The following is a 22,911-nucleotide window of genomic DNA, read 5'->3' on the forward strand; positions in this document are numbered from 1 at the left end:
CGTTCCATTTAGGAAAATAGTCAATGATTATGGTTTACGTCAATCAATGTCTCGCCGGGGTAACTGTTGGGATAACGCACCACAGGAAAGTTTTTTTGGACATATGAAACAGGAGCTTGGCATAAAATCACGTAAATGGAATTCTGTAAATGACATAAGAAACGCCATAGATGATTGGATTGACTACTACAACAATGACCGATATAAACTTAGTCTTAATAAACTATCACCAAATGAATACTACAGATACATAAAAACCGGAGAATATCCAAAGAAGATGCTGGTCTAAAAAATGGGTGTAAATTTCAAATACTGTCCTTGACATGGGTAGTAGTTTATAGTTTTTATAGAAGGCAAATGGGCATATACAGCATTTATCTGTCCACAGCCACCATTTTGACGGGTGGCTCGAGTCTTAAAATCGGCCTATATGCCCATTTTAATTTCGTGAGGGGTGGCCGGCCTTGTAAAAAGTTGCTATAAGGACAAATTAGTAAAAATCTTAGGTGGCCGGAAGCTCTAAAAAGCGCTATATGCCCAAAGCAATTTCTATTGGTTGCCGATTCAAATTGGATAAATGTGAGATTAACTGAGATGTGGGATAAGATCAAAAAAACTGTAACGTTTATCCTATTATGTCCTCATTACATGGGGAGCCGCGTGCATATAGCACTACGCATTCTTGAAAGTGGCCACTTCTGATGTTACTGGATTCAGAGCCCGAGGCACCTTAAAGTAGCCGCCCCTACTGTTCTCGGAGTCAGAGCCTGAGGCAATAAAACCAGCCACACCGTTAGGTGCTTGCCATTGACGGGTTCTGAGGAAAACGCTACAATGCTGGTTCCGACGGTGCGAGAAAATCTCCTGTTCCCATCATCCTCACCGTCGGCTCCCAGACCAATGCGTTTTTCTCAGGCTCAGTCAATGGTGGCGGCCGGAGACGCAATCTAAACTCTCCAAAAAAGATTAAGAGAGACGACTCAATTGACTTTATAGCGGAATAAGTCACTAGAACCATCCCATTTCCCCAAACATACAATCACTTACGCATATACAAAGAGATAGTAAATTAGTTACTTGTTTGAAGTTGAGAGTTTATATTTTTTTTAGAAATTAATGTGTTGACATTATGTGCTACATGTTCTATAACATACTTGTAACAAGAAATTAGCAGCCAACATTAAAGAGTGCTAATTGCATTTTAAACAATCTTAAGTGGCTGCACAAAACTACTACAACCTAAATAAAAAATATAAATAGAAAAGGAGTGATGTTTTATGTTAATGCCTATGCTTTGGAGTAATAATGATATTTTTGATGAGATGGACAACTTATTTAATGACAGATTCTTTGGCGAACTTTGCGATTACAACAAAGGCGCAGGCAAAAAGTTTGATAACATGTCAGGCCTCATGAGAACCGATGTGATCGAAAAAGATAATTGCTATCAGCTTGAAGCTGAGCTCCCTGGATTTAATAAAGAGGATATCAATATCGACCTTAAGAATGATGTCTTGACAATTAGTGCTTCTCACAGCGAAAATAAGGATGAAAAAAATAATGATGGTAAGTACATCCGTCGTGAGAGAAGAAGTTCATCTTATCAGAGGTCCTTTAGTGTAGAAGGCCTTAAGCCTGAAGATATAATTGCCCAGTACAGAAATGGTGTACTGACAGTTACACTTCCTAAGAAGGAAGCAATTCCTGAGAAGGAAGAGGCAGCAAGGATCGAAGTTAAAGACTGATTTTGATCAGTTGTTTAGAAAATCTCCCGCGGCGAATAACCGAGGGAGATTTTTTATGTCAAAAAAAGAGCTTGAATATGAGGGATATAAGGGAACTGTAGAGTATGACGAAAAGTGCGATTTTTATACCGGAGAAGTTGAGATAGATGGTAAAATTTACACCTATGAAGGCGATACTTTAGAGGAACTTCAGGAGGACTTTGAGGATATCATTGATTCTATCATTGCATTTGATGAAATGGATGATGAAGAAGTCTGAATATTTAGTCTTTTATTAATTGGCTAATGTATAAGTTTTTTTTACCGATACAATAAGTAGCTTAAATGCTGCATCAAAAAAGTAAGCAGTGCCAGCGGCTTACGACTATAGCTAGGGAAAGCGTGAATCTTCATGGAGGATCAACATCTTCATTTGAAGGTTCATTTTCTTTGCGCAAATATAGAGTCTGCCTCTGTTAGCGCAAAATATGAACCTTCGTGACCCAAAGGAGGTACCATGAAAATTGCACAGGCACAGGTAAACATGGTCTCAAGCCACCAGTACTACGAAGAGAACACTGTTAATGTACAAAGTGGCATAGTGACCAGAAGCTCTTTTCTTGATAGTTTAAATGATCAGGAAAAGAAGATGGATAGTCTTGAGATTACAACAGGAGACTTATCCGAAAGTAAGGCGACAGGAAGCGAAAACTATTCCTCGTTAAAGCCCTCAAAGACAGAGTATTTAGGAAATTACGAGTCATCACTTGAACAGCAGCTAGCAGAGATCAGAAATTCTATTCTTCAAAGAATCATGAGTTTATTGCAAATGCTTGGAGGGGAAGACCAAAGCAGCTACTACAAGGAGACAATCTCTAATACAGCCAATATGTTGACGAGTAATTCTTTCCTTAAGGTGACAACTGTCGAGATGGTGCATGTTGAGGAAGAGGCGACAACATTTTCAGGACAGGGAATGGCTTTGACCGAAGATGGCAGAAGTATTGATTTTAATGTGGACTTCTCCATGTCCAGGAGATTCTGTCAGTATGCAGGAATGACTATGGCAAGCGCTGCTAAATTCATTGATCCGCTTGTTATCAACGTTGGAAGTGATGTTTCATCAATTTCCGACCAGCATTTCTACTTTGATCTTGATTGTGATGGTAAAGAGGAAAAGATTTCTGCTCTTTCACAAGGGAGCGGATATCTTGCCCTGGACAGAAACCGTGATGGAAAGATCAATGACGGTTCAGAGCTTTTTGGAACAAAGAGCGGGGATGGCTTCAAGGATTTGGGAGTATATGACAAAGATCGCAATGGGTGGATCGATGAAAATGATGAGATTTATGAGGCACTCAGGATATGGATCCGTGATGAAGAGGGGAAGGACCATTTGATGTCGCTTAAAGAGGCAGATGTGGGAGCAATCTATCTCGGAAGCGCAGCAACTGAGTTTACGCATCAGAACAGTGAATTTGTGATCGCCGGTATGATGAAGGCGTCGGGGCTATTCTTAAGAGAAAGCGGCGGTGTCGGAACAGTGCACCAGCTTGATATGGCAGCTTTGTAAAAAAATGATCATGATCCCATCCGTAATCAATATGCGGGTGGGATCTTTTTTGATTAATAAAATGCTTGGTAAGCGGCATTCTTTCTTAGGCCCATATATGGTATACTTTAGAAGTTAAATAACAAAAAATATACAATATGGAGCAAATATGACAGATTTTATAAGTGCTTTTCTAAAATATGTATTACCATTTATTATGGCTTATTTACTTAGCTTTCTGATGAATAAATTCTTGAGCAAAGAGATGCTTCGCGGCAAGCTCCATCTCATTTTCCTAAAGGGTATCATAATAGCGATATTGTGGGTGGTAGCAGCACTTACTGCAATGAGCGGTATTCCTGCTTTTTCAAAGACCTGGGAGACGGCGATTGCTTCTTCCGGAATAGCAGCTGTAGTACTTGGTCTTGCAGCTCAGTCGACTCTTGCAAATGTGTTTGCAGGAATAGCTCTTTCTGCTTCTCACTCAAGGCCTTTTGACATAGGTGACAGGGTAATGATCAACTCCTATGAACCGGGCTTTGTCGAGAACATTACGTTGAGACACACAGTTATTAAGACTTATCAGAATGAGATCATTTACATTCCTAATTCCATAGTTGGGGCAGCTTCAATAATTAACTATACTCAGGAAGAATCTTTTTCATATCCTATAGATATCTCGGTCGCTTATGGCACTGATATTGAGAAGGCAAAAGAAATTATGGCAGATGTGATAGCATCTCATCCCAAGCACTTCGGCGCAAGGCCAAATGTTTTGTGCAGAAGCTGCGATGACAGCGGTGTGACCTTAAGAGCACTTATGGAGACAGCAGATTTTAGGGATAATCCAACAGCCTGTTCTGATGTCCGCATTGAACTTATGAAGCGTTTTAATGAGGAAGGCATCGAGATTCCTTACAACAAACTGGTACTTATAAAAGGAAATGAATAAAGACAGAACAAATATAGAATTACATGGATCAAATAAACAATAATCAAGGGGAGAAACAATGGGAAAACTGTATTTCAGGTATGGAGCAATGGGGAGTTCCAAAACAGCCAATGCGCTTATGGTGCGTTACAACTATCTTGAGAAGGGGCAGACAGCTATTTTATTGAAGCCAAAGGCTGAAGACAGAGATGGCGAAAAAACAGTAAAGTCAAGAATTGGCCTCAGTGCTGAGTGCACATTTGTTGAGGATTTTTTAGAAGAAGTAAAAAATGAATGGCTTACAGGAAAAAGTGACAACTGGAAAAAGCTTGATTGTGTGATCGTCGATGAAGCGCAGTTTTTGTCAGAGGAGCAGGTGGATATGCTGGCAGAGGTTGTGGATAAGTATGATCTTCCGGTGATCTGTTATGGACTCAGAACAGATTTTACAAGCCACTTATTCAGCGGATCCAAGAGACTTATGGAAATTGCCAATTATATAGAAGAAGTTCCAACAGTCTGCTGGTGCGGAAGAAGGGCTCACTTCAATGCACGTGTAAGTAACGGCAAGATCGTCAGAAGCGGTGAACAGATCATGATGGGCGGAAATGAATCCTATGTTTCCCTCTGCCGCAGACATTTCCTCAGTGGTGAGGTTGATGGAGCCAGAGAAAGAGACCTTTCAGAAACTAACTGAAAAAAATAAAAAAAATTATAAAAATACTCTAAAGTTTTTTAATTTTCGGTCGATAAAGATATTGGAAACCGTAAAATGTATGGCAACCTTGGGTGTTTTGGCCATTTCTTTGTGAATAATATTTGGGGAAATATTTTTCAGAAACAGCTAAAGTAATGGCAACTTCTACCGATAAATGAAGTAGAAGCAAAAAAACTCCAAGGAAGGAGGAAAAGATTATGCGAATAGATGCATACAGTCAGGTTCAGCAGATTTACTCGACAAGCAAAGTTAATAAGACCACAGCAACTAAGAAGACTGAGGGCGCAAGGGATACTGTATCCTTTTCTTCTATCGGAAAAGAAATTCAGGTTGCTAAACAGGCTGTGAACGCTGCTCCGGATGTCAGGGAAGACAAAGTGCAGGCGCTTAAAGCAGCTATTAAAAATGGAACTTATGACGTGAGTGGAGAGGCTTTTGCAGATAAATTACTGGCTAAATTCGACGAAGCTAACGGGCTTGCGTAATTAATTAAATAAATAACAGGAGGATGATTCCAGTGGCTAGTCTTATGGAGAATCTGGTCAGCGTGCTTGATCAGGAATGTACTATGTACGAACAATTACTGGAGTTATCAAGCAGAAAGACCCCTATTATTGTAAAGGGCAATCTGACTGCACTTGCGAAGATCACGGATGAGGAGCAGCACATAATCGGTAATATCCAGTCCCTTGAGAAGAAAAGACAGACTGCAATGCAGGATATTGCGAACGTGCTTAACAAGGATGTTAATTCATTGAAACTGACCGATCTGATCGTAGTTTTAGAGAAAAGACCAGAAGATCAGAAAAATCTGGCATCAAGACGGGATAAACTCGTTACTGTCGCTAATAGTGTCAGACGTGTGAATAGCCAGAACCAGGAACTTCTTATTAGTTCCTTGGAAATGGTGAAATTTGAAATGAACATCATCCAGGCGTCAAAAAGCGCTCCGCAGACGGCGAATTATTCAAGAGCTTTAGACACTACAGGCGAATGTTTAGGTTACACACAGGGCGGATTCGATGCAAAGCAATAAAATCTCCCCCTTTTAGGGGGAGCGCAAAGAAGATAACTCATGTGGAAACCGTTTAAACGCGGTAGTGTCTTTTTTGTACCCTTTTTTAGGAGGCAGCATATGTCACTTATGGCTAATCTGTATGTTGGTCAGTCAGGCCTGGCAACATCACAAAACGCATTAAATACAACTGCACATAACCTGGCTAATGTTGATACATTGGGCTACACAAGGCAGCAGGTCTCACAGGGAACAAGAGCTTATCAGACTCTTGAAAAAAGAAATGAGGCCATCGCCTGGAAACAGATTGGTACAGGTGTTGAATATAATAACTGTAAGCAGGTAAGAAGCGATTTTCTGGATATTTCCTACAGGCTGGAGTCTGGAAGATACGCTTTTTATGATGTTTCACAGAAGGCTCTTGAAGAGATCGAGGATCAGCTTCAGGAAATGAACGGTACAGAATTTGCTGAGTCACTCAACAACCTCTGGGTTGCAGTTCAGGAGCTGGCAAAAGACCCTTGTTCTGCAGTTACACAGAGCTCCCTTGTAACAAGATGTAACGAGTTCTTAACAAGAGCAAAAAGTGTTTACGACGGACTGGTATCTTATCAGGAAAACCTCGATCTGTCTGTATATGACATAGTCAACAACATCAACAGCTATGGCGACAGGATAAGAACACTCAACGAAGAAATCGTTAACATAGAATCAGGAAGGCATGAAAAAGCCAATGATCTTAGAGATGAGAGAAACAATCTTTTGGATAAGCTCGGGGAACTGGGAAGAATAGAGTACTCAGAGGATATCTTCGGAAATGTGTCAGTTCTTTTTGAAGGATCATCATTTGTTACAACGGATCATGTCAATCATATCGGAATAGATACAACTTTAGACAGCCCTGTTGGATATGCAACGCCTTATTGGGAATACGCAGCCAAAAAAGAATATGACATGTACGGTGAAGAGATAATTACATCTATTTCAGGTGGACACATATATGATCTGACACAGACTATATCAACTTCCACCAATACCGACATAGGAAAGCTTAAGTCAGTTCTTTTGGCAAGAGGTGACCATAACGCTACATACCACGACATAACTGAAAGTGAAGACTACTACAATTCCAATATTGCCAATTCAGTCATCATGAATGTCCAGGCGGAGTTCGACCAGATGATCCACAATATTATGACTGTGATAAATCAGATCATGGAAGATGCTGAAAGTAATCCGGCAACCCTTGATAACAGCCTTGGAACAACGTCTGATTTTGCAATGTTTGTGGTTGCCAATGAGACTGATGCCCTTACTTATGACATTGATAAGGAGCACCCAGCAGGCACTGTGACTACAGGTTTTACTATTAAGAACACTCAGATAAATCCTGTTTTGTTAAAAGATCCTACGACTTTTACCTTCAGAACAAAAGATGGAAATGAAGACAATGACACAACAGAGGCACTCAGGGCAGCATTTACCAGTGAAAAATATGTGCTGAACCCCAATGTTGCAAGCAGAAACAGTTTTATCACTTACTATAACAGCCTGGTATCACAGGTTGCCAATTCCGGCGATGTACACAACAGCGTAAAAGAAGCTCAGGAGCAGACTGTTTCAGCAGTTTCATCTGCAAGAGAGCAGATTGTCGGAGTATCAAGTGATGAAGAACTTGAATATATGATACAGTTCCAGAATGCTTATAACGCATCCAGCAGATATATAAATGTAGTAAGTCAGATGCTTGAGCATCTTGTCAGTACTTTGGGAGCATAACCTGTGATCTTTGTGGATTACATGGCTTATTAGCTCCTTTTAGGAGGAAAACCTATGGCTTCTCAGTTTTTTGGACTTAATATTGCAGCTTCAGGACTTAGAGCTGCCAATGCATCATTAAATACAACTGCAAATAACATAGCAAATGCCAACACTGATGGCTACAGCAGGCAGAAGGTAAAACAGGAAGCATCTGATGCCCTCAGGGTATTTGCAAGATATGGATGTGCCGGTGCAGGTGTTGAGACTATCGCAATAGAGAGAGTGCGCGATAGTTTTTATGATGTGAAGTTTAGAAATAATGAACAGCTCCTTGGACAGGTATCACAGAAAAACTACTACACAAAGCTTGCAGAGCAGTACCTTGAAGACGATGGAAGCAGCGGATTCTCATCTCTTTTCTCTAAGATGGAAGTAGCGCTTGAATCTGTAAGGACAGCTGCAGGAACAACTGAGACCAAGACCGCCTATGTATCAAGCATGCAGGCGCTGACAGAGTATTTTAATAACGTATATACATCACTTCAGGGACTTCAGAGCGATGTCAATTCAGAGATCAAACTGTGCGCAGACAGAATAAGCTCAATTTCCCAGGAAGTGGCTTCAATAAATAAGCAGATCAATATCATTGAGATGACAGGAGCTAAGGCTAACGAGCTAAGGGACAAAAGAGATATGCTGGTAGATGAGCTCTCCAAGATGATATCGATAGAGACCAAGGAAACTCCTGTGGTTGATGAGAACAATCCGGACAGAGTTACCGGTGCTACAAGATATCAGATCTGGGTGGCCGGTGCATATGAGCTTGTTGATACCTATGAATACAGGAAGCTTATTGCTGTTTCAAGAGATGAAGACGGCGCTGTTAACCAGAATGATGTGTCAGGTCTTTATGAACTTAAGTGGGGCAGTGGTAACTATAAGGACGGAGATAGCGTAAAAGAACTCTCTGATTTTGCCATTGAGTCAAAGATAATCGGCGGCGAACTTCAGGGGCTTCTCGCAATGCGCGATGGAAATAATAACCACTATTTTAATGGAAAATGTACAGTAGTTAATGACAAGGTAAGCCCTGTAAGGGTTACGGTTGAGGTTTCAGATACTCATCTTATGGATATGACCATGTGTACGATTCCTGAGGCGGGAAAGATCCATATAGGAGACAAGAATTATAAGTACGATTCGTGGGAATATGATGGCGAGCATACTTATGTATTTACGATCGATGAGGAGTCTTTGACAAGTATTCCTGATTCAAACAGGGTTGCTTCCATTGGATTTGCCAATGAATATCAGGGACTTCCTTATTACATGTCACAGATGAACGAGTGGATTAGACAGTTCTCAAAAGAAGTAAATGAGATAATGGTAGGCGGCTATACTTCAGATTCTCTTGAGGGTGTAGCGATGCTCACTGGATCAATGGATACCAATTCAGCAGCTCAGTACAGCTATGAGCAGCTGACATCTCTTTCTGAAAATAAGGGATACTACAGCTTAAATGGCGGAAACTTTGCGGTTAATTCTGTGCTGATGGACAATGCAGACAGACTTGCAACAAAGGCCGATGTTACAGAGGGAGAATCTGAATTTGGAAATCTTACCAAGTTCAAGACTATGCTGGATACGCAAAAAATATTCAGAGGATCAACATCAGGTGAATTCCTTACAAAGGTTTTGGCGGACGTTGCACTTAATTCCAGTAATGCCGGAACTTTGGAGGACACTTACAATGCTCTTGAAGTAACCATCAAGAACCAGAGGCTTTCAGATGCCGGTGTCGATGAAGATGAAGAAGCTTCAAACCTCGTTAAATATCAGAATGCATATTCTCTTTCATCTAAGATGATACAGACTCTTTCGGAAATATATGACAGATTGATACTTCAGACTGGAGTATAATCTGCCGATTATATATGTGTAGGAATAATATGCAAGGATGCATTATTTTGACATGGAAAGTCAACCGGAGGAATATTTATGCGCATCACCAACAAAATAATGCAGAACAATTCTCTTTATAATATCAATAACAACAAGATCACCGAGAATCAGCTCAACACAATGATGTCTACGGGTAAAAAGATAACCCGTCCCTCGGATGATCCTGTTATTGCTATCAGAGCTTTGAGGCTCAGAAGCAGTGTCACACAGCTTTCCCAATATTATGAGAAAAATGCCAAGGATGCCGAGAGCTGGCTTGATGTTACGGCGGATGCTCTTTCTACAGTTACGGCTGTTCTGACTGATTGTGTAAAGCAGGCAACCAAGGGAGCCAATATGGATCTTACCATGGATGACCTTTCTACTATTGTTACTCAGATGGAGGCTCTTTCAAAAGAGTATTACTCAACAGGTAACGTGGATTTTGCAGGAAGGTATATTTTTACCGGGTACAGAACGGATAATGCTCTTTCTTTTGACAGAACGACAACTGCTGATTATACGGATATAAACGATGAGTATAATGCAGAGAATATCGGAACTTCCACCAGAGTTACCGGAATGAGTAAGCTTAGCTCAGAGAATATCTTAAATGATAGCTCGGAGACAGTTTATCAGAGCGATATCGTTGAGGTGACAGTAGGAAGATTAAGACTTTCTTATGACACTTTGAATTATAAGAAGAACGATGGCAATACAGCGCAGCTTAAGTGGAGAGAATCTCTTTTACAGCCTGCTACAAGTGCTGTGGATGATACGGCCAAGATTGTTCAACTTACATTTACAACTTCAGAAGGATTCACTCATTACGCATCCATCCCTATGAATGAAGATACTGCAGAAGATGAGAGTTTTTCTGTGACAAATGAAGGCATTACCTATAATATCACCAAGAATCCTGATGATACCTATACAATTACAGGTAAGACTGACACTGAAGAGTATGTTTTCAAAATGGATGAAAACGGCGTGTATGATTCCACAGGACAGAGTACAAATGTAGCGTCAGGTATAACAAATATAGAGTCTGTGCAGAAAACTACTGTTACCTATACAAATGCGGCAGGTCAGCAGATTCAGTATACAATACCTCTTTTGCCTGCTATCGGTCAGACCTACACCATGGACCTTGAGTATAATGGAAATACTGCAGTTGCCACAGTTAATAGTGACGGAACTTACACTATTGTAGATAATGTCGTTACTGAAAACAATGATGGCACAACATCAAGAAATATAGTAAATGTCACAGGAAATGGAAGTATTCATTCATCTTATGTTGAGACGACACTTAATATAGGAGCCGAGAACATCATTTACACAACAAGTGATGATGCGGAAATTGATGATTTTTACAATAAGATAAATGAGCAGTCAACAGGCTCTGTGGCATATTTAAATGCTGCTACCGGAGAAATACTTTTAAATGAGGAGCTGACAAATAAGCTCTCAACGCTTCCTGACCTCATCAATGCTAATTCTATTGATGTTGTTTATGACAAGAAGGAATGGAGCACCGGTGATATCAAGCCGGAGAATCTTTTTAACTGTACATATACTGATGAAGATGGCACTATTCTTTATAATCATGGAACAGCAGCTCATGATATTGCCTACGATGTAGGATTTGCGCAGTCTGTTGTAGTTAATACGACTGCTGATGCAGTTTTTACAACAAGTGTCAAAAGAGATGTTGATGACCTTGACAATATGATAAATGAGCTTAAGCAGATGAGCGGAACACTGAAGGCTCTTAATGAGAAACTGGAAGTAACTACAGATGAAACTGTAAAAGAGAAGCTTAAGATTGAGATTGAGGCGGCACAGAAAGCTTATGACAGCCAGAGAACAACACTTCAGAAGGAGTTCGAGCACAAGATCACTTCCATGCAAAGGGCCCTTGATACAGCTAACCTTGCGGTTACTGAAAACGGAACCAGATCAAAGAGACTTGATCTGGTTAGTACAAGACTAATGAGTCAGACAACTACATTTAAGACTTTACAGTCTGACAACGAAGACATCGATATTGCTGAAACTGTTACACAGCTTACTTCCGCTCAGGTAACATATGAAGCAAGTCTTATGGCCACGGGCAAGATCAGTCAGAGTTCTCTTATAAATTATATCTGACGGGTATTAATTATTTGTAGCACAATGACGAAATAACGTATATAATTAATGGTGATAGGAGAGAACCTCTTTATCATCGTGACACCAATATACATATGTACATATGATAGCATGGAGGTTACATAATGAAATTAACGACAAGGATTTTCGGAGAAGTTGAAATTGATGACAGTAAGATAATCTGCTTTCCAAACGGTATCATAGGCTTTCCTGACCTTCAGAAGTTTACCCTTATGCATGATGAAGAGCAGGGATCAGGTACTATCAAATGGCTCCAGTCCATCGATGAGCCGAATTTTGCAATGCCGGTTATGGATCCGCTTGTTGTTTGCCCTGATTATAAGCCACTTGTTGATAAGACAGAGGTAGAGGCCATTGGCGAACTGTCCGAGGATGATATGCTGGTTCTTGTTACAGTTACTGTTCCGCATGATCTTACCAAGATGACTGTAAATCTCAAGGGACCATTTATTATTAATACAAAAGAAATGAAGGCTTCCCAGACGATTATTGATAATGATGAATATCCGGTGAAGTTCCCGATTTATGACATTCTTCAGAAGAATAAAGAAAAAGGGTGATCAAAGTTACTAGAAATATAGCAGGGATGGGGAGATATAGACCTGCACAACTACAAAACCATGGAGGGATAGCGAATGTTAGCATTATCAAGAAAAAAGAATGAAGCGATCATCATCAATAATAATATTGAGATCACAGTACTGGATATCAGAGGCGACCAGATAAAACTTGGAATCTCTGCACCAAAGGAAATCCCAATCTACAGAAAAGAAGTCTATATCCAGATTCAGAATGAAAATAAAGAAGCAACAGATGTTGCCGGAATTGATGCTCTTAAGAAGTTGTTGTAAGTACATTTATGATAATAGAGGCTGCTGTCCCATTGGGCAGCAGCCTTTTTAAAGGTTAAATGATGCGAATTCTTTTTTATGACTGGGACGAATTTAATGGTGAGGATTGCAGGGATGCAATGAGAAGGCTTGGACACCAGGTTGATGTGTTTAAGCTTGATATGTATGGATTTGACCTGACACCGGAGATGGATGAGAAAATAAGAGGGCTTTGCGGGAAAAAAGGTGATGATGGTGCACGCTATTACGACCTCTTATTTAGCTTTGACTTCTTTCCAAATATCTCAGAGGCCTGTCAGAAATACGGAATGCCATATATTAGCTGGGTGTTTGACTGCCCTCACTATACGCTGGATTCTCATGTTACAAATAATTCCGTGAACAGGATATTTGTTTTTGACTCTTTGCTTTATAAGAGGTTAGTGGGGAAAGGAGTTTCCACAGTCAGATATTCACCTTTGGGGGTTAATGATAAGAGATTATCTGAGCTTTGCCGAAGGCTGGATGAAGAGACAGGCGGAGAGATAGTTTATGAGCATGATGTGAGCTTTCTGGGGAATCTGTATGATAATGAGTTTAATTTTTATGATCAGGTGGAATATATACCTTCAGATCTGAAACAGTATATAGATATTGTGATAAAGGCGCAGGAAAAGGTCTTTGGACATGATCTTTTTACTGATGAAAAGGCGATAACCCAGACCCATATAGACAGGCTAAGAGAGTATATCAATTTTGAGAACTCAGGTAAGTATGAACTTGATTATGACGAAATTATCCGTGATATTCTGAGAAAAAAGGTAACAGTAAACGAGAGACATGACATATTGGCTGAGATGGGGAAAAGGTTTGATACAGTTCTCTATACTATGCCAGGTGCAAAGCCTATAGAGGGAGTATGTAACCTTGGAATAGCATCCTATTCGGATAAGATGCCGAGAGTCTTTCATAGAAGTAAGGTAAACTTAAATATCTCTTTGCGATCGATCTTGTCCGGAGTGCCACTTCGTGTCCTTGATATCCTGGCGGCAGGAGGCTTTCTGATTACCAATTATCAGTCTGAGATCGCGGAGTATTTTGAAGATGGTGTGGACCTTGTCATAGCCGGAACGCCTGAAGAAATGGTTCAAAAAACTGCTTATTATCTGGAACATGACGCGGAGAGAAAACAGATTGCAATTAATGGGCAGAAGAAAGTTCTGGAGAATTTTGCATATACGAAATTGCTTCCAATGATACTTGATGAAAAATCCTAAAATTTTTATAAATTTTGGGATTTTTTTTATTTTAAGCTATAAAGATTTTGGCGCGTATTCCGATATAGAGGATAAGAAATGCTATATAAAGCAATAACGTGAGATCAGACGTTTATGATAAGGTAAATTCCTTGTTCGGACATGGAGGTATATGAATTATGGGAATGGAAGCAATTAATGGCTTTTCACCGCTAATTCAGTCGGTGCAGCCGCAGGTAAAAACACAGGTGCATGAGCAGAGCCAGTCGCAGTCTGAAATTGCCAATGCAGAGGCTGCCGGAGCTACTCAAAATATTGATCTAAAGGTAGAAACTGCCGACAATGCTTCGAACTCTAATGGTGGTTCTCAGGGTGGTGCTCAAAATTATACTGAAGGACAGAACAGGCTTGAAGCTACTGAAGAACAGATTCAGGCTGATAATGAGAAGGTAAAAAAGGCCATCTCTGAAATGGCTAAAAATGTAAGATCCAACGCCGAAGCTGTCTTTGGAATCCATGAAAAGACAAACCGCGTGACCATCAAGATGGTGGATAAGGAAACCAAGAAAGTAATCAAGGAATTTCCACCGGATGAGACTTTGGATATGATAGCCAAGGTTTGGGAAATCGCCGGCATTATGGTGGATGAAAAGAGATAAAACAAAATTGACATGGAAGTCAATGTAACACGCTCAAGGATTGAGAAAGGAGAATGCTTATGCCTATCAGAATAACAGGAATGAACTCAGGCCTTGATACTGAAAGTATCATAACTGCGTTGACACAGACCAAGCAGGACAAGCTGGATACTGCAAAAAGTGATCAAAAGAAATTGACCTGGAAGCAGGATATATGGAAGGATCTCAATAAAAAGGTTCAGGCTTTCTACAATGGAACCCTTAGTACAATGAGATTTTCAAACGCATATTCAAAAAAGACTACTACAGCATCCAATACATCTGCAGTATCGGTAATTACAGGCGATGGAGCTATGGATGCTATACAGACTTTAGATATCAATAAATTGTCAAAGGCTGCATATCTTACCGGCCAGGAAGTAAAAATAGGAGATGAAAAAGCCAAAAAGACAGCTACAATAGATGAGCTTGACTTAAGTGCCGGAGAGAAGCTTGAATTCACAATAGGCGGTAATACAGATGATAAGATTTCTGTAACTCTTGAAGAGGGAGATACGATTGATAGCATTCTGACCAAGCTCAAAGGGGCTGAATCATCAGATAGCCATACAAAACTCAATTTCAACTATGATGAGAACAACGGAAGATTCTTTGTATCATCTAAGACAGCCGGAGCTGCAGCTTCATTTGACATGGTGGAAAGTGCAGCCATGACAAGGCTTGGTCTTGCCAAGACAACAACAGGATCCAATTACGTTGCTGGCTCAAGTGCAGAGATAGTTCTAAATGGAGAGACTTATACATCTGAATCTAATACTTTCGAGATTAACGGTCTTACCATAACTGCTAACGAGGAGGCTAAAGGTATAAGCCTTTCTACCAAGCAGGACACCAGCGGAATATATGACAATATAAAGAAAATGCTCAAAGAGTACAATGACCTGATGAAAGAGTTTGCTACTCTTTATAACGCAGATAATGCTTCTAAGTATAAAATGCTGACAGATGCTCAAAAAGAGGAAATGTCAGATACAGAAGTAAAGGATTGGGAGACCAAGATAAAAACCGGACTTTTAAGTGGCGATGAGACAGTGGGCAACATAAGAAATGCCATGAAGAATGCTATGGCTTCTTCTTATACCTTGACTACAAAGGATGGAACATCTCAGCTTTTCAGCCTTGGTAGTTTTGGAATTGCAACCGGAAGCTTTTTTTCAACAGAAGAGAACGAGCGAGATATGTTCCATATAGACGGTGATAAAGACGACTCACTGACAAGTGGCAATACGGATCTTCTCAGTAAGATGATCAACACTGATCCGCAGGTTGTTACAGACTTCTTTACCCAGTTATCTAAAGATCTGTATGGAAACATTTCTGATCTTATGAGAGGTACCAAGTACAGGACTTCATTTACTATTTATGAAGATAAGCTGATGGCATCTCAGTACAGTTCATACAATACTAAGATAAATAAAGCACAGGAAGATCTTACAGCGGCACAGGATAAGCTGTACAGGAAGTATTCAAAGATGGAAACAGCTCTATCCAAGATAAACAGCAACAGCAGTTCACTGTCAGGATTCTTTGGTACAGGCGGTTGATAAAAACTTTTGATAAAAAATACTTAAGAATGTGAGGGAGCACTTATGCCAGTATTATCACCACAACAAAATGCTTATGCACAGTACAAAAATAATAAGATCATGTCAGCATCAGGTCCTGAGCTTACACTTATGCTCTATGATGGTGCAATCAAGTTTTTGAACGTTGCAGAATATGCAATTGAAAAAAGTGATATCCAGAAAGCACACAATAATATTATTAAGACAGAAAAGATTATAGAGTATCTACGCAATACTCTGGATATGAAATACCCTGTTGCACAGGATTTCGAAAACATGTATTCTTATATTAGTAGACGACTTGTAGAGGCTAATCTTAATAAAGATAAGGATATTGTTGTTGAGATCAATGGTCATATGCATGCTATACGTGATAACTGGGTAGAAGTAATGAAGGCCAACCACGTATTTGTTAAGGATGCATGAGCCGGCGCGTGATGATTCTTGAAAGGAGTTTTCAAAATGGTATCAGCCAGCCTTGATATGCTTGAAGAGAGTTTAGTAAAAAAAATCGAGGTTATGAAGCAGATTCAGGATGAAAATGAAAAACAAAGAGAAATTCTGAAAAATCCTAATGAGGTCGATGAGGAAGCTTTTGATAAGATATTAGATGTCAAAGGGGACCTGATAGATGAACTCGAAAGACTTGATGATGGATTCCAGTCATTATTCGACCGCGTAAAGGCAGAAATAAAGGATAACAAGGAGCTTTATGCTGATCAGATAAGACGGATGCAGGGATATATTCAGGAAATCACAGGTATGAGCGCTTCAATTGAAGCTGCTGAACGTCGCAACAAAAAGCTTGCGGAGGATTACTTTAGTAACGCCAGACATATGATGGAATTTGGAAGGCAGACATCAGCAGCCGCATTTAATTACTACCAGACCATGAACAGCTACAAAGATGTACCACCACAATTTTTTGATAATAAAAACTAATGATATTTAGAACTGCGAAAGATGAATTGTCATTTTTCGCAGTAATTTTTATACAGCTTTTTCAAAGACAAGGCTATGGGGCAATTTATGTGGACAAAGAATGAACTGATCGATGAATTTAATGCAATTGAGAATGATATATTTGATGTTGTCAGAGTTTCAGATACAGATCCCCATTCTCTATCTGTGGTAATAAATAGGATTAATGAATTTGCGAAGTTGGCAAATATACATATTACAGGCCTGATTGAGGAATCGGGAGATTACGATTCATTGTTAAAAAGCATGATGAAGAATACGTTAGTGGAATTAGTATCGAGTCTTCTTGGGCTTATGCAAATATTGGAAACACAAAAAATAATCCTAGGTAAAAACGATGAAGAGCTGAGTGTGTTAATACAGAAAGTAACTGAATTGTTGAGATTTGGAATTATTTCCCAGCCGCAGAAGAATGTTGGCGATATAAGTATTCAATCTGTGTTTGGAGATTTGGCTCAACTTAGCGGCGGCAATAAAGACTATTATGTTATCAATCATCTTTATCAGAATTCATGTTGGAGATTCTTACCAAGATTTCATATAGATGATGTTGCCATAGTTATGCAGGGCCCTTTTGTCAAAGACAATGATTTTACATTGGAAACATTGATGCGATATAGATATATTTACCCTGAAGTAGTTATAATACTATCTACTTGGAAAGGCGAAGTTGACGAGCTTACTGCATGGAAGCTTGGTATTTTTAAAATAGTATTATTAGAAAACAAAATGCCAAAAGACACAGGCTTTGTTAATGTTAAGCTGCAGCTGACAAGCACAAGGATTGGAATACAAAAAGCAAAAGGAATAGGAAAAACAAAATACGTTCTAAAAACAAGAACAGATCAAAGACTGTTTTTGCCTGATTTTTTGATGCTTATGAGAAGTTCGATACATAATTATAAGTGCAATCAGCCGGGAATGAAGGAGAGAATCCTTTTTCTTGGAGGATTGCATTCTTTCTGTACCTGTCCATTTCAGCTTACAGATTTTTTGACTTTTGGAAATATAGAAGACATAGAGCATTTCTATTCAGCATCAGGAGATAGTAAGAGATTTATTAAAGGGGATACTTCTGATATTAATTACTTGGTTTACAGGTCAAAGAATATATTGGAAAGGTCACACGAAGACAGCTTTCAAGCAATTTTTTCTATGGACAGAGCAGCAAAAAATAAACTGGCTAAAGAACTCATAAGTGTTTTAGATCCTGAGACATATCTTTCTTTGACATTTTATGAATCGTATATTCTAGGAAGAAAGATAACGGAAAATGATGAGGTGCTTGCTTTATATTGGGATTTTTTGAAAAAAGGAGCAATTATCATAGATTCAGACCAGTTAATGCTCTATTGGCACAAATATGAGAACAAGTATTACAACGAAAACTCTCTTATATCTAATGGTGGCCTGACTAACAGTGCGTGGCTTCAATTTTTGAACTATGAAGATGAAATGAACTGGTAATGTGAAAATGTTTGTCGGCTAATCAATTAAAAATCTTAACCATTAATAATAAAAAATGCAAAAAAATTTCGAATTGCTTAAAAAAAATAAAAAATTATTTCAAAATAGGGTTAACTTCGGAAACATGCTGCCGATAATATTAGTGTAAAAAGAAAAACAAGCAGCCATGGAAGGGACTCCGCGTAAGCTGCAAAAGAAGAGAAGATGGAAAGGCAGCAGGGAAGCGGGCCCCGTTCATGGAGGATTTAATATGGTAGTACAACACAATATTACGGCTATGAATGCAAACAGACAGCTTGGTATCACAACTGATGTTCAGGCTAAGTCCAGTGAGAAACTTTCATCCGGTTACAAGATCAACAGAGCAGCAGATGATGCAGCAGGTCTTGCGATTTCCGAAAAGATGAGACGTCAGGTAAGAGGTCTTACACAGGCTTCAAACAATGCTCAGGATGGTATCTCTGCAGTTCAGATCGCTGAAGGTGCTCTTAACGAAGTTCATGATATGCTTCAGAGAATGGATGAACTTGCAACCAAGGCTGCAAATGACACTCTGGAATCTGTGGACAGACAGTATATTCAGCAGGAAGTCAAAGCCCTTATTTCTGAAATTGATCGTACATCAAGTGCTACAAAGTTTAATGAACAGAATCTTCTTGATGGAACGTTCATCAATAAAAATCTTCAGGTTGGTACTGATAATATTTCAACAGATTGTATCACAATCTGTATTCAGTCACTTAGTGCAGAAGGTATCGGTATTGATAAGGTCGCAGTAACCGGATCTGATGGAAATACAGCAAGATCTGCAATCGACAATATTAAGACAGCCCTTCAGTCAATATCATCACAGAGAGCTGACCTTGGTGCAGTACAGAACAGACTTGAACATACAATCAAGAATCTTGATAACGTAACTGAAAATACAACAGCAGCTGAATCACAGATCCGTGATACAGATATGGCGGCCGAGATGGTTAGATATTCCAATAATAACATCCTGGCTCAGGCTGGTCAGTCCATGCTGGCACAAGCCAATCAGACTAATCAGGGTGTATTGTCGCTCCTTCAGTAAAAATAGGATTTCCAATAGGCTTCGGCATCTGCCGAAGCCTATTTTTAAGCAGTTTCAAAATTTATATATTTTTTTTAAAAAACACCCTAAAGTTTTTAGAATTATAGTCGATAATAAAGGTGTAATACAAAACAGAGATAGTATTTAGGCCAGCACTGAATACTATTTCCTAACAATCACACGAGCAGCAAGGATGCTGCCGTACATATTCAAGGAGGAATAAAATATGGTAGTACAACACAACGTCACAGCGATGAACGCAAACAGACAGCTTGGAATCACAACTGGTATTCAGGCAAAATCTAGTGAGAAATTATCATCCGGTTACAAGATCAACAGAGCAGCAGATGATGCAGCAGGTCTTGCAATTTCCGAAAAGATGAGACGTCAGATCAAAGGTCTTACACAGGCTTCTGCTAACGCTCAGGATGGTATTTCAGCAGTTCAGACAGCTGAAGGTGCTCTTAACGAAGTTCACGATATGCTTCAGAGAATGGATGAGCTTGCAACTAAGGCTGCATCAGATACATTGCAGTCAACAGATCGTGCTTACATCCAGCAGGAAGTAACAAAGCTTGTTTCTGAAATCGATCGTACTTCTAGCGCTACAAAGTTCAACGAGCAGAATCTTCTCGATGGAACTTTCACATCAAAGAACCTTCAGGTTGGTACTGATAATGTATCTACAGATACTATCATGGTTTGCATTCAGTCACTTAGTGCAGAAGGTATCGGTGTAGACGGACTTCAAGTTACTGGAGCAGATGGTAATACAGCTAGATCAGCTATCGATACTATCAAGACAGCTCTTCAGTCTATTTCTTCACAGAGAGCAGATCTCGGTGCTGTACAGAACAGACTTGAGCACACAATCAAGAACCTTGATAACGTTAATGAGAATACAACAGCAGCTGAATCACAGATTCGTGATACAGATATGGCAGCTGAGATGGTTAAGTATTCTAACAACAACATCCTTGCACAGGCAGGTCAGTCAATGCTGGCACAGGCTAACCAGACCAATCAGGGTGTTCTTTCACTTCTCGGCTAATATTCATAAATGTAGTAAAAGCAGTCTTTTGCAGACATTGCGCTACCAAGAGGGCTTCGGGTTTCCGAAGCCCTTTTTCCGTGGCATTTAAATGAAAAAGCGATTTGTTATACGTCAACAAATAAACTATAATAAAAATATAACAGTCTGATTATAAGGAGCTTGCTATGGGAAATGAGAAGCGTTTTGATGCACTGATCGTTGTAACAGCAGATGATTGCAAGAGATTGCAACCACTATATCCAAGACTTATAGAAAACTATCCCTATGGAAAATTATGTTTTATTGGTCCGACGGATGTTAGGGCAATAATTGATTCAGACAGTAGGATAAATAATGATTCCTTTGCGATAGATGAAAACAGTCTCATTCCCTTTAATGAAGTTCACAAGTGCATGGCAGAGAGACTCTCAGATATCCTTAAAGGCAGAGAAATGCCAAGAGCTGTTACAGGGTGGTATTATCAGCAGTTTCTTAAGATGCAATATAGCGCTGTCTGCGAGGACGAATACTATATGGTTTGGGATGGGGACACTATTCCTTGTAGAGAAATAAAAATGTTTCAGCCGGAAACAGGTAAGCCCTATCTTGACCTTAAACATGAATTTCACCCTGAATATTTCGATACGATTTCAAAGCTCCTTCCCGGTTTCAGAAAGGTTATAGAACGATCTTTTATCTCTGAGCACATGCTAATAAAGAAAGAGATAATGAGGCATTTAATAGAGGATATAGAAAGAAATGACAGTATTCCCGGGAAATATTTTTGGGAAAAAATAATCAATTCTATACCTCCTGAAAAAATATCTGATTCTTCTTTTAGTGAATTTGAGACATATGGAACCTATGTTGCAATGCGATTTCCGGATGTGTATAAGCTGCGTGACTGGCACTCTTTCAGACTTGGTTCTCAGTTTTTTGGTATTGATACTATAACTGATAGAGATTTTGCGTGGCTTTCAAAAGATTTTGATGCCATATCCTTTGAGAAAAATCAGCCTATGTTCGGAAATGGCAACACATTTTTTAATGATCCTGCCTATCAGGAAAAGCTTTCAGCCAAGCAGATGCTTCAGGCTATCCAAATGGAATTTAATGGTGGCTATAAGGAGGTTTGGGCAGATGATCCCGTTACAATGAAAAATGCCAATATCACAAAAGGTGGATTTGTTAATGGAAAGGGAATAGATAACAGAACGCTTTTTATAATTGTTGATAACGGCGAAGAACAGGCTGTGAAATTTAGTGTTGAAGGAATAGAATGCACATTATCCAAACTGAATTATAAATACGTTATTACTGATGCCCATCTTCCATTCTATGCAGCTGTGAATAAGGCTGTAAGGGACCTGGATAAGACACAGTATAAAGACTGGGATATTTGCATTCTAAAAAGTGGTACAAGAGTTGTGTTTGATTCAGTCCATTTTTTAAAGCAGGCTCTTTATTCTGCTGAGAATATTGGAGCAGCCGGAAGTGTATCTAATCTTGCGGGAAATAAGCAACAGATTGATATAAAGTTTGATACTCAGCAGGAATACATAGAATTTGGAGAAAAGAATAATGTTCTTATGGAGGATCCATACTTAGAAAGAGTCACTCTTTCTAGTAATGCCATCTTGATAAAGAGAGAAGCCTTCGAAAAAGTGGGGGGCTTTGCTGAGGAATTTGGAGATGATGGAATTGCAGGGGATGCAGATTTTTCTTTAAGGCTTCTGGCATGTGGCTACAGGCTGAGACTCGTGAGAAACAGCTTTGTTTATAGACAGCACTGGGATGAACGAGAGAATAAAGCCCCAGGGCAAGAGGGCTTGTTAAGCTTTATTTATGCAAAACCTGACATTTTTTCACAGATTTCTTTTGGAAAGATGGAACGGTTTAATGTTTTGGAAATAGGATGCGGTTTAGGCGCTAACATGAAAGCTTTAAAGAGTTTATATCCAAATGCGCAGGCGGCAGGAGTGGAGAAAAACACAGAAGTTGCGGATATAGCTGCGCAGACAGAGCTTGTCTATAAGAGTTTTTCAGACCTTGAAAAAAATATCGAGGGACCTGCTTTTAATTTGCTTATTGTGAACAAGGATGATTTTGCAGCACTTTCGCAAGATGACAAAAAGATAATAGGAAGGCTTTGTTATTCAGATTTTCAGGTAATTACAAAGTGAGGCGGA

The 22,911-nt window shown here is 39.5% G+C and carries 22 protein-coding genes; all 22 read left to right on the forward strand.

Annotated elements, in window-relative coordinates; all coding sequences use genetic code 11:
• Positions 1-289, forward strand: a 289-nt coding sequence (locus tag G585_RS17270) for an IS3 family transposase (RefSeq protein WP_034481091.1), incomplete at its 5' end; no start/stop codon positions are given.
• 988 nt (positions 290-1,277) lie between these two features.
• Entirely contained in the window at positions 1,278-1,745 is a 468-nt protein-coding gene (locus G585_RS0105720; RefSeq protein WP_022773610.1) for an Hsp20/alpha crystallin family protein, read from the forward strand.
• 55 nt (positions 1,746-1,800) lie between these two features.
• Positions 1,801-2,004: a hypothetical protein gene (locus G585_RS17275; RefSeq protein WP_022773611.1), complete on the forward strand. Its 204-nt coding sequence runs from the start codon at positions 1,801-1,803 to the stop codon at positions 2,002-2,004.
• Positions 2,005-2,241: 237 nt separating this feature from the next.
• A complete protein-coding gene (locus G585_RS18795) occupies positions 2,242-3,297 on the forward strand; it encodes a hypothetical protein (protein WP_022773613.1) in 1,056 nt (351 codons plus the stop codon).
• 148 nt (positions 3,298-3,445) lie between these two features.
• Complete coding sequence (locus tag G585_RS0105735) at positions 3,446-4,228, forward strand: mechanosensitive ion channel family protein (RefSeq protein WP_022773614.1); 783 nt, start codon at positions 3,446-3,448, stop codon at positions 4,226-4,228.
• A 58-nt stretch (positions 4,229-4,286) separates the two neighbouring features.
• Positions 4,287-4,904, forward strand: coding sequence for a thymidine kinase (locus G585_RS17285; protein WP_022773616.1), 618 nt, complete (start codon positions 4,287-4,289; stop codon positions 4,902-4,904).
• Positions 4,905-5,122: 218 nt separating this feature from the next.
• A complete protein-coding gene (gene flgM / locus G585_RS0105745; protein ID WP_022773617.1) occupies positions 5,123-5,410 on the forward strand; it encodes a flagellar biosynthesis anti-sigma factor FlgM in 288 nt (95 codons plus the stop codon).
• 23 nt (positions 5,411-5,433) lie between these two features.
• Entirely contained in the window at positions 5,434-5,961 is a 528-nt protein-coding gene (locus G585_RS0105750; RefSeq protein WP_022773619.1) for a flagellar protein FlgN, read from the forward strand.
• Positions 5,962-6,060: 99 nt separating this feature from the next.
• Positions 6,061-7,719, forward strand: coding sequence for a flagellar hook-associated protein FlgK (gene flgK / locus G585_RS0105755; protein ID WP_022773620.1), 1,659 nt, complete (start codon positions 6,061-6,063; stop codon positions 7,717-7,719).
• A gap of 54 nt (positions 7,720-7,773) precedes the next feature.
• The gene (gene flgK / locus G585_RS0105760; RefSeq protein ID WP_022773621.1) at positions 7,774-9,621 is read left to right on the forward strand and encodes a flagellar hook-associated protein FlgK; all 1,848 of its coding nucleotides are present in this window, start codon (positions 7,774-7,776) and stop codon (positions 9,619-9,621) included.
• A gap of 78 nt (positions 9,622-9,699) precedes the next feature.
• Positions 9,700-11,796 carry a flagellin N-terminal helical domain-containing protein gene (locus G585_RS18800; protein ID WP_022773623.1) on the forward strand — a complete coding sequence of 699 codons (2,097 nt, stop codon included), beginning with the start codon at positions 9,700-9,702 and terminating at the stop codon, positions 11,794-11,796.
• A 125-nt stretch (positions 11,797-11,921) separates the two neighbouring features.
• Positions 11,922-12,377 (forward strand): flagellar assembly protein FliW, encoded by a 456-nt coding sequence (gene fliW, locus G585_RS0105770; RefSeq protein WP_022773624.1) that lies wholly within the window; start codon positions 11,922-11,924, stop codon positions 12,375-12,377.
• A gap of 75 nt (positions 12,378-12,452) precedes the next feature.
• The gene (csrA, locus tag G585_RS0105775) at positions 12,453-12,668 is read left to right on the forward strand and encodes a carbon storage regulator CsrA (RefSeq protein ID WP_022773626.1); all 216 of its coding nucleotides are present in this window, start codon (positions 12,453-12,455) and stop codon (positions 12,666-12,668) included.
• 59 nt (positions 12,669-12,727) lie between these two features.
• Positions 12,728-13,924: a CgeB family protein gene (locus G585_RS0105780; protein ID WP_081644768.1), complete on the forward strand. Its 1,197-nt coding sequence runs from the start codon at positions 12,728-12,730 to the stop codon at positions 13,922-13,924.
• 158 nt (positions 13,925-14,082) lie between these two features.
• On the forward strand, positions 14,083-14,562 hold the full coding sequence (locus G585_RS0105785) for a flagellar protein FlaG (protein WP_022773628.1): 480 nt from the start codon (positions 14,083-14,085) through the stop codon (positions 14,560-14,562).
• Between the two features lie 59 nt (positions 14,563-14,621).
• A complete protein-coding gene (gene fliD / locus G585_RS17295) occupies positions 14,622-16,145 on the forward strand; it encodes a flagellar filament capping protein FliD (RefSeq protein WP_022773630.1) in 1,524 nt (507 codons plus the stop codon).
• Positions 16,146-16,190: 45 nt separating this feature from the next.
• Positions 16,191-16,592, forward strand: coding sequence for a flagellar export chaperone FliS (gene fliS / locus G585_RS0105795; RefSeq protein ID WP_022773631.1), 402 nt, complete (start codon positions 16,191-16,193; stop codon positions 16,590-16,592).
• A 36-nt stretch (positions 16,593-16,628) separates the two neighbouring features.
• Positions 16,629-17,108 (forward strand): hypothetical protein, encoded by a 480-nt coding sequence (locus G585_RS17300; protein WP_022773632.1) that lies wholly within the window; start codon positions 16,629-16,631, stop codon positions 17,106-17,108.
• Positions 17,109-17,195: 87 nt separating this feature from the next.
• Positions 17,196-18,614, forward strand: coding sequence for a WavE lipopolysaccharide synthesis family protein (locus G585_RS0105805; protein ID WP_022773634.1), 1,419 nt, complete (start codon positions 17,196-17,198; stop codon positions 18,612-18,614).
• Positions 18,615-18,864: 250 nt separating this feature from the next.
• Entirely contained in the window at positions 18,865-19,689 is an 825-nt protein-coding gene (locus tag G585_RS0105810) for a flagellin N-terminal helical domain-containing protein (RefSeq protein ID WP_022773635.1), read from the forward strand.
• Between the two features lie 226 nt (positions 19,690-19,915).
• A complete protein-coding gene (locus G585_RS0105815; RefSeq protein ID WP_022773636.1) occupies positions 19,916-20,740 on the forward strand; it encodes a flagellin N-terminal helical domain-containing protein in 825 nt (274 codons plus the stop codon).
• Between the two features lie 167 nt (positions 20,741-20,907).
• The gene (locus tag G585_RS0105820) at positions 20,908-22,905 is read left to right on the forward strand and encodes a DUF6492 family protein (protein WP_022773638.1); all 1,998 of its coding nucleotides are present in this window, start codon (positions 20,908-20,910) and stop codon (positions 22,903-22,905) included.
• Positions 22,906-22,911: the final 6 nt, after the last annotated feature.

Origin of the sequence: Butyrivibrio sp. AE2015 (assembly GCF_000420825.1) — a bacterium.
In the GTDB taxonomy this organism is placed as follows: domain Bacteria; phylum Bacillota; class Clostridia; order Lachnospirales; family Lachnospiraceae; genus Butyrivibrio.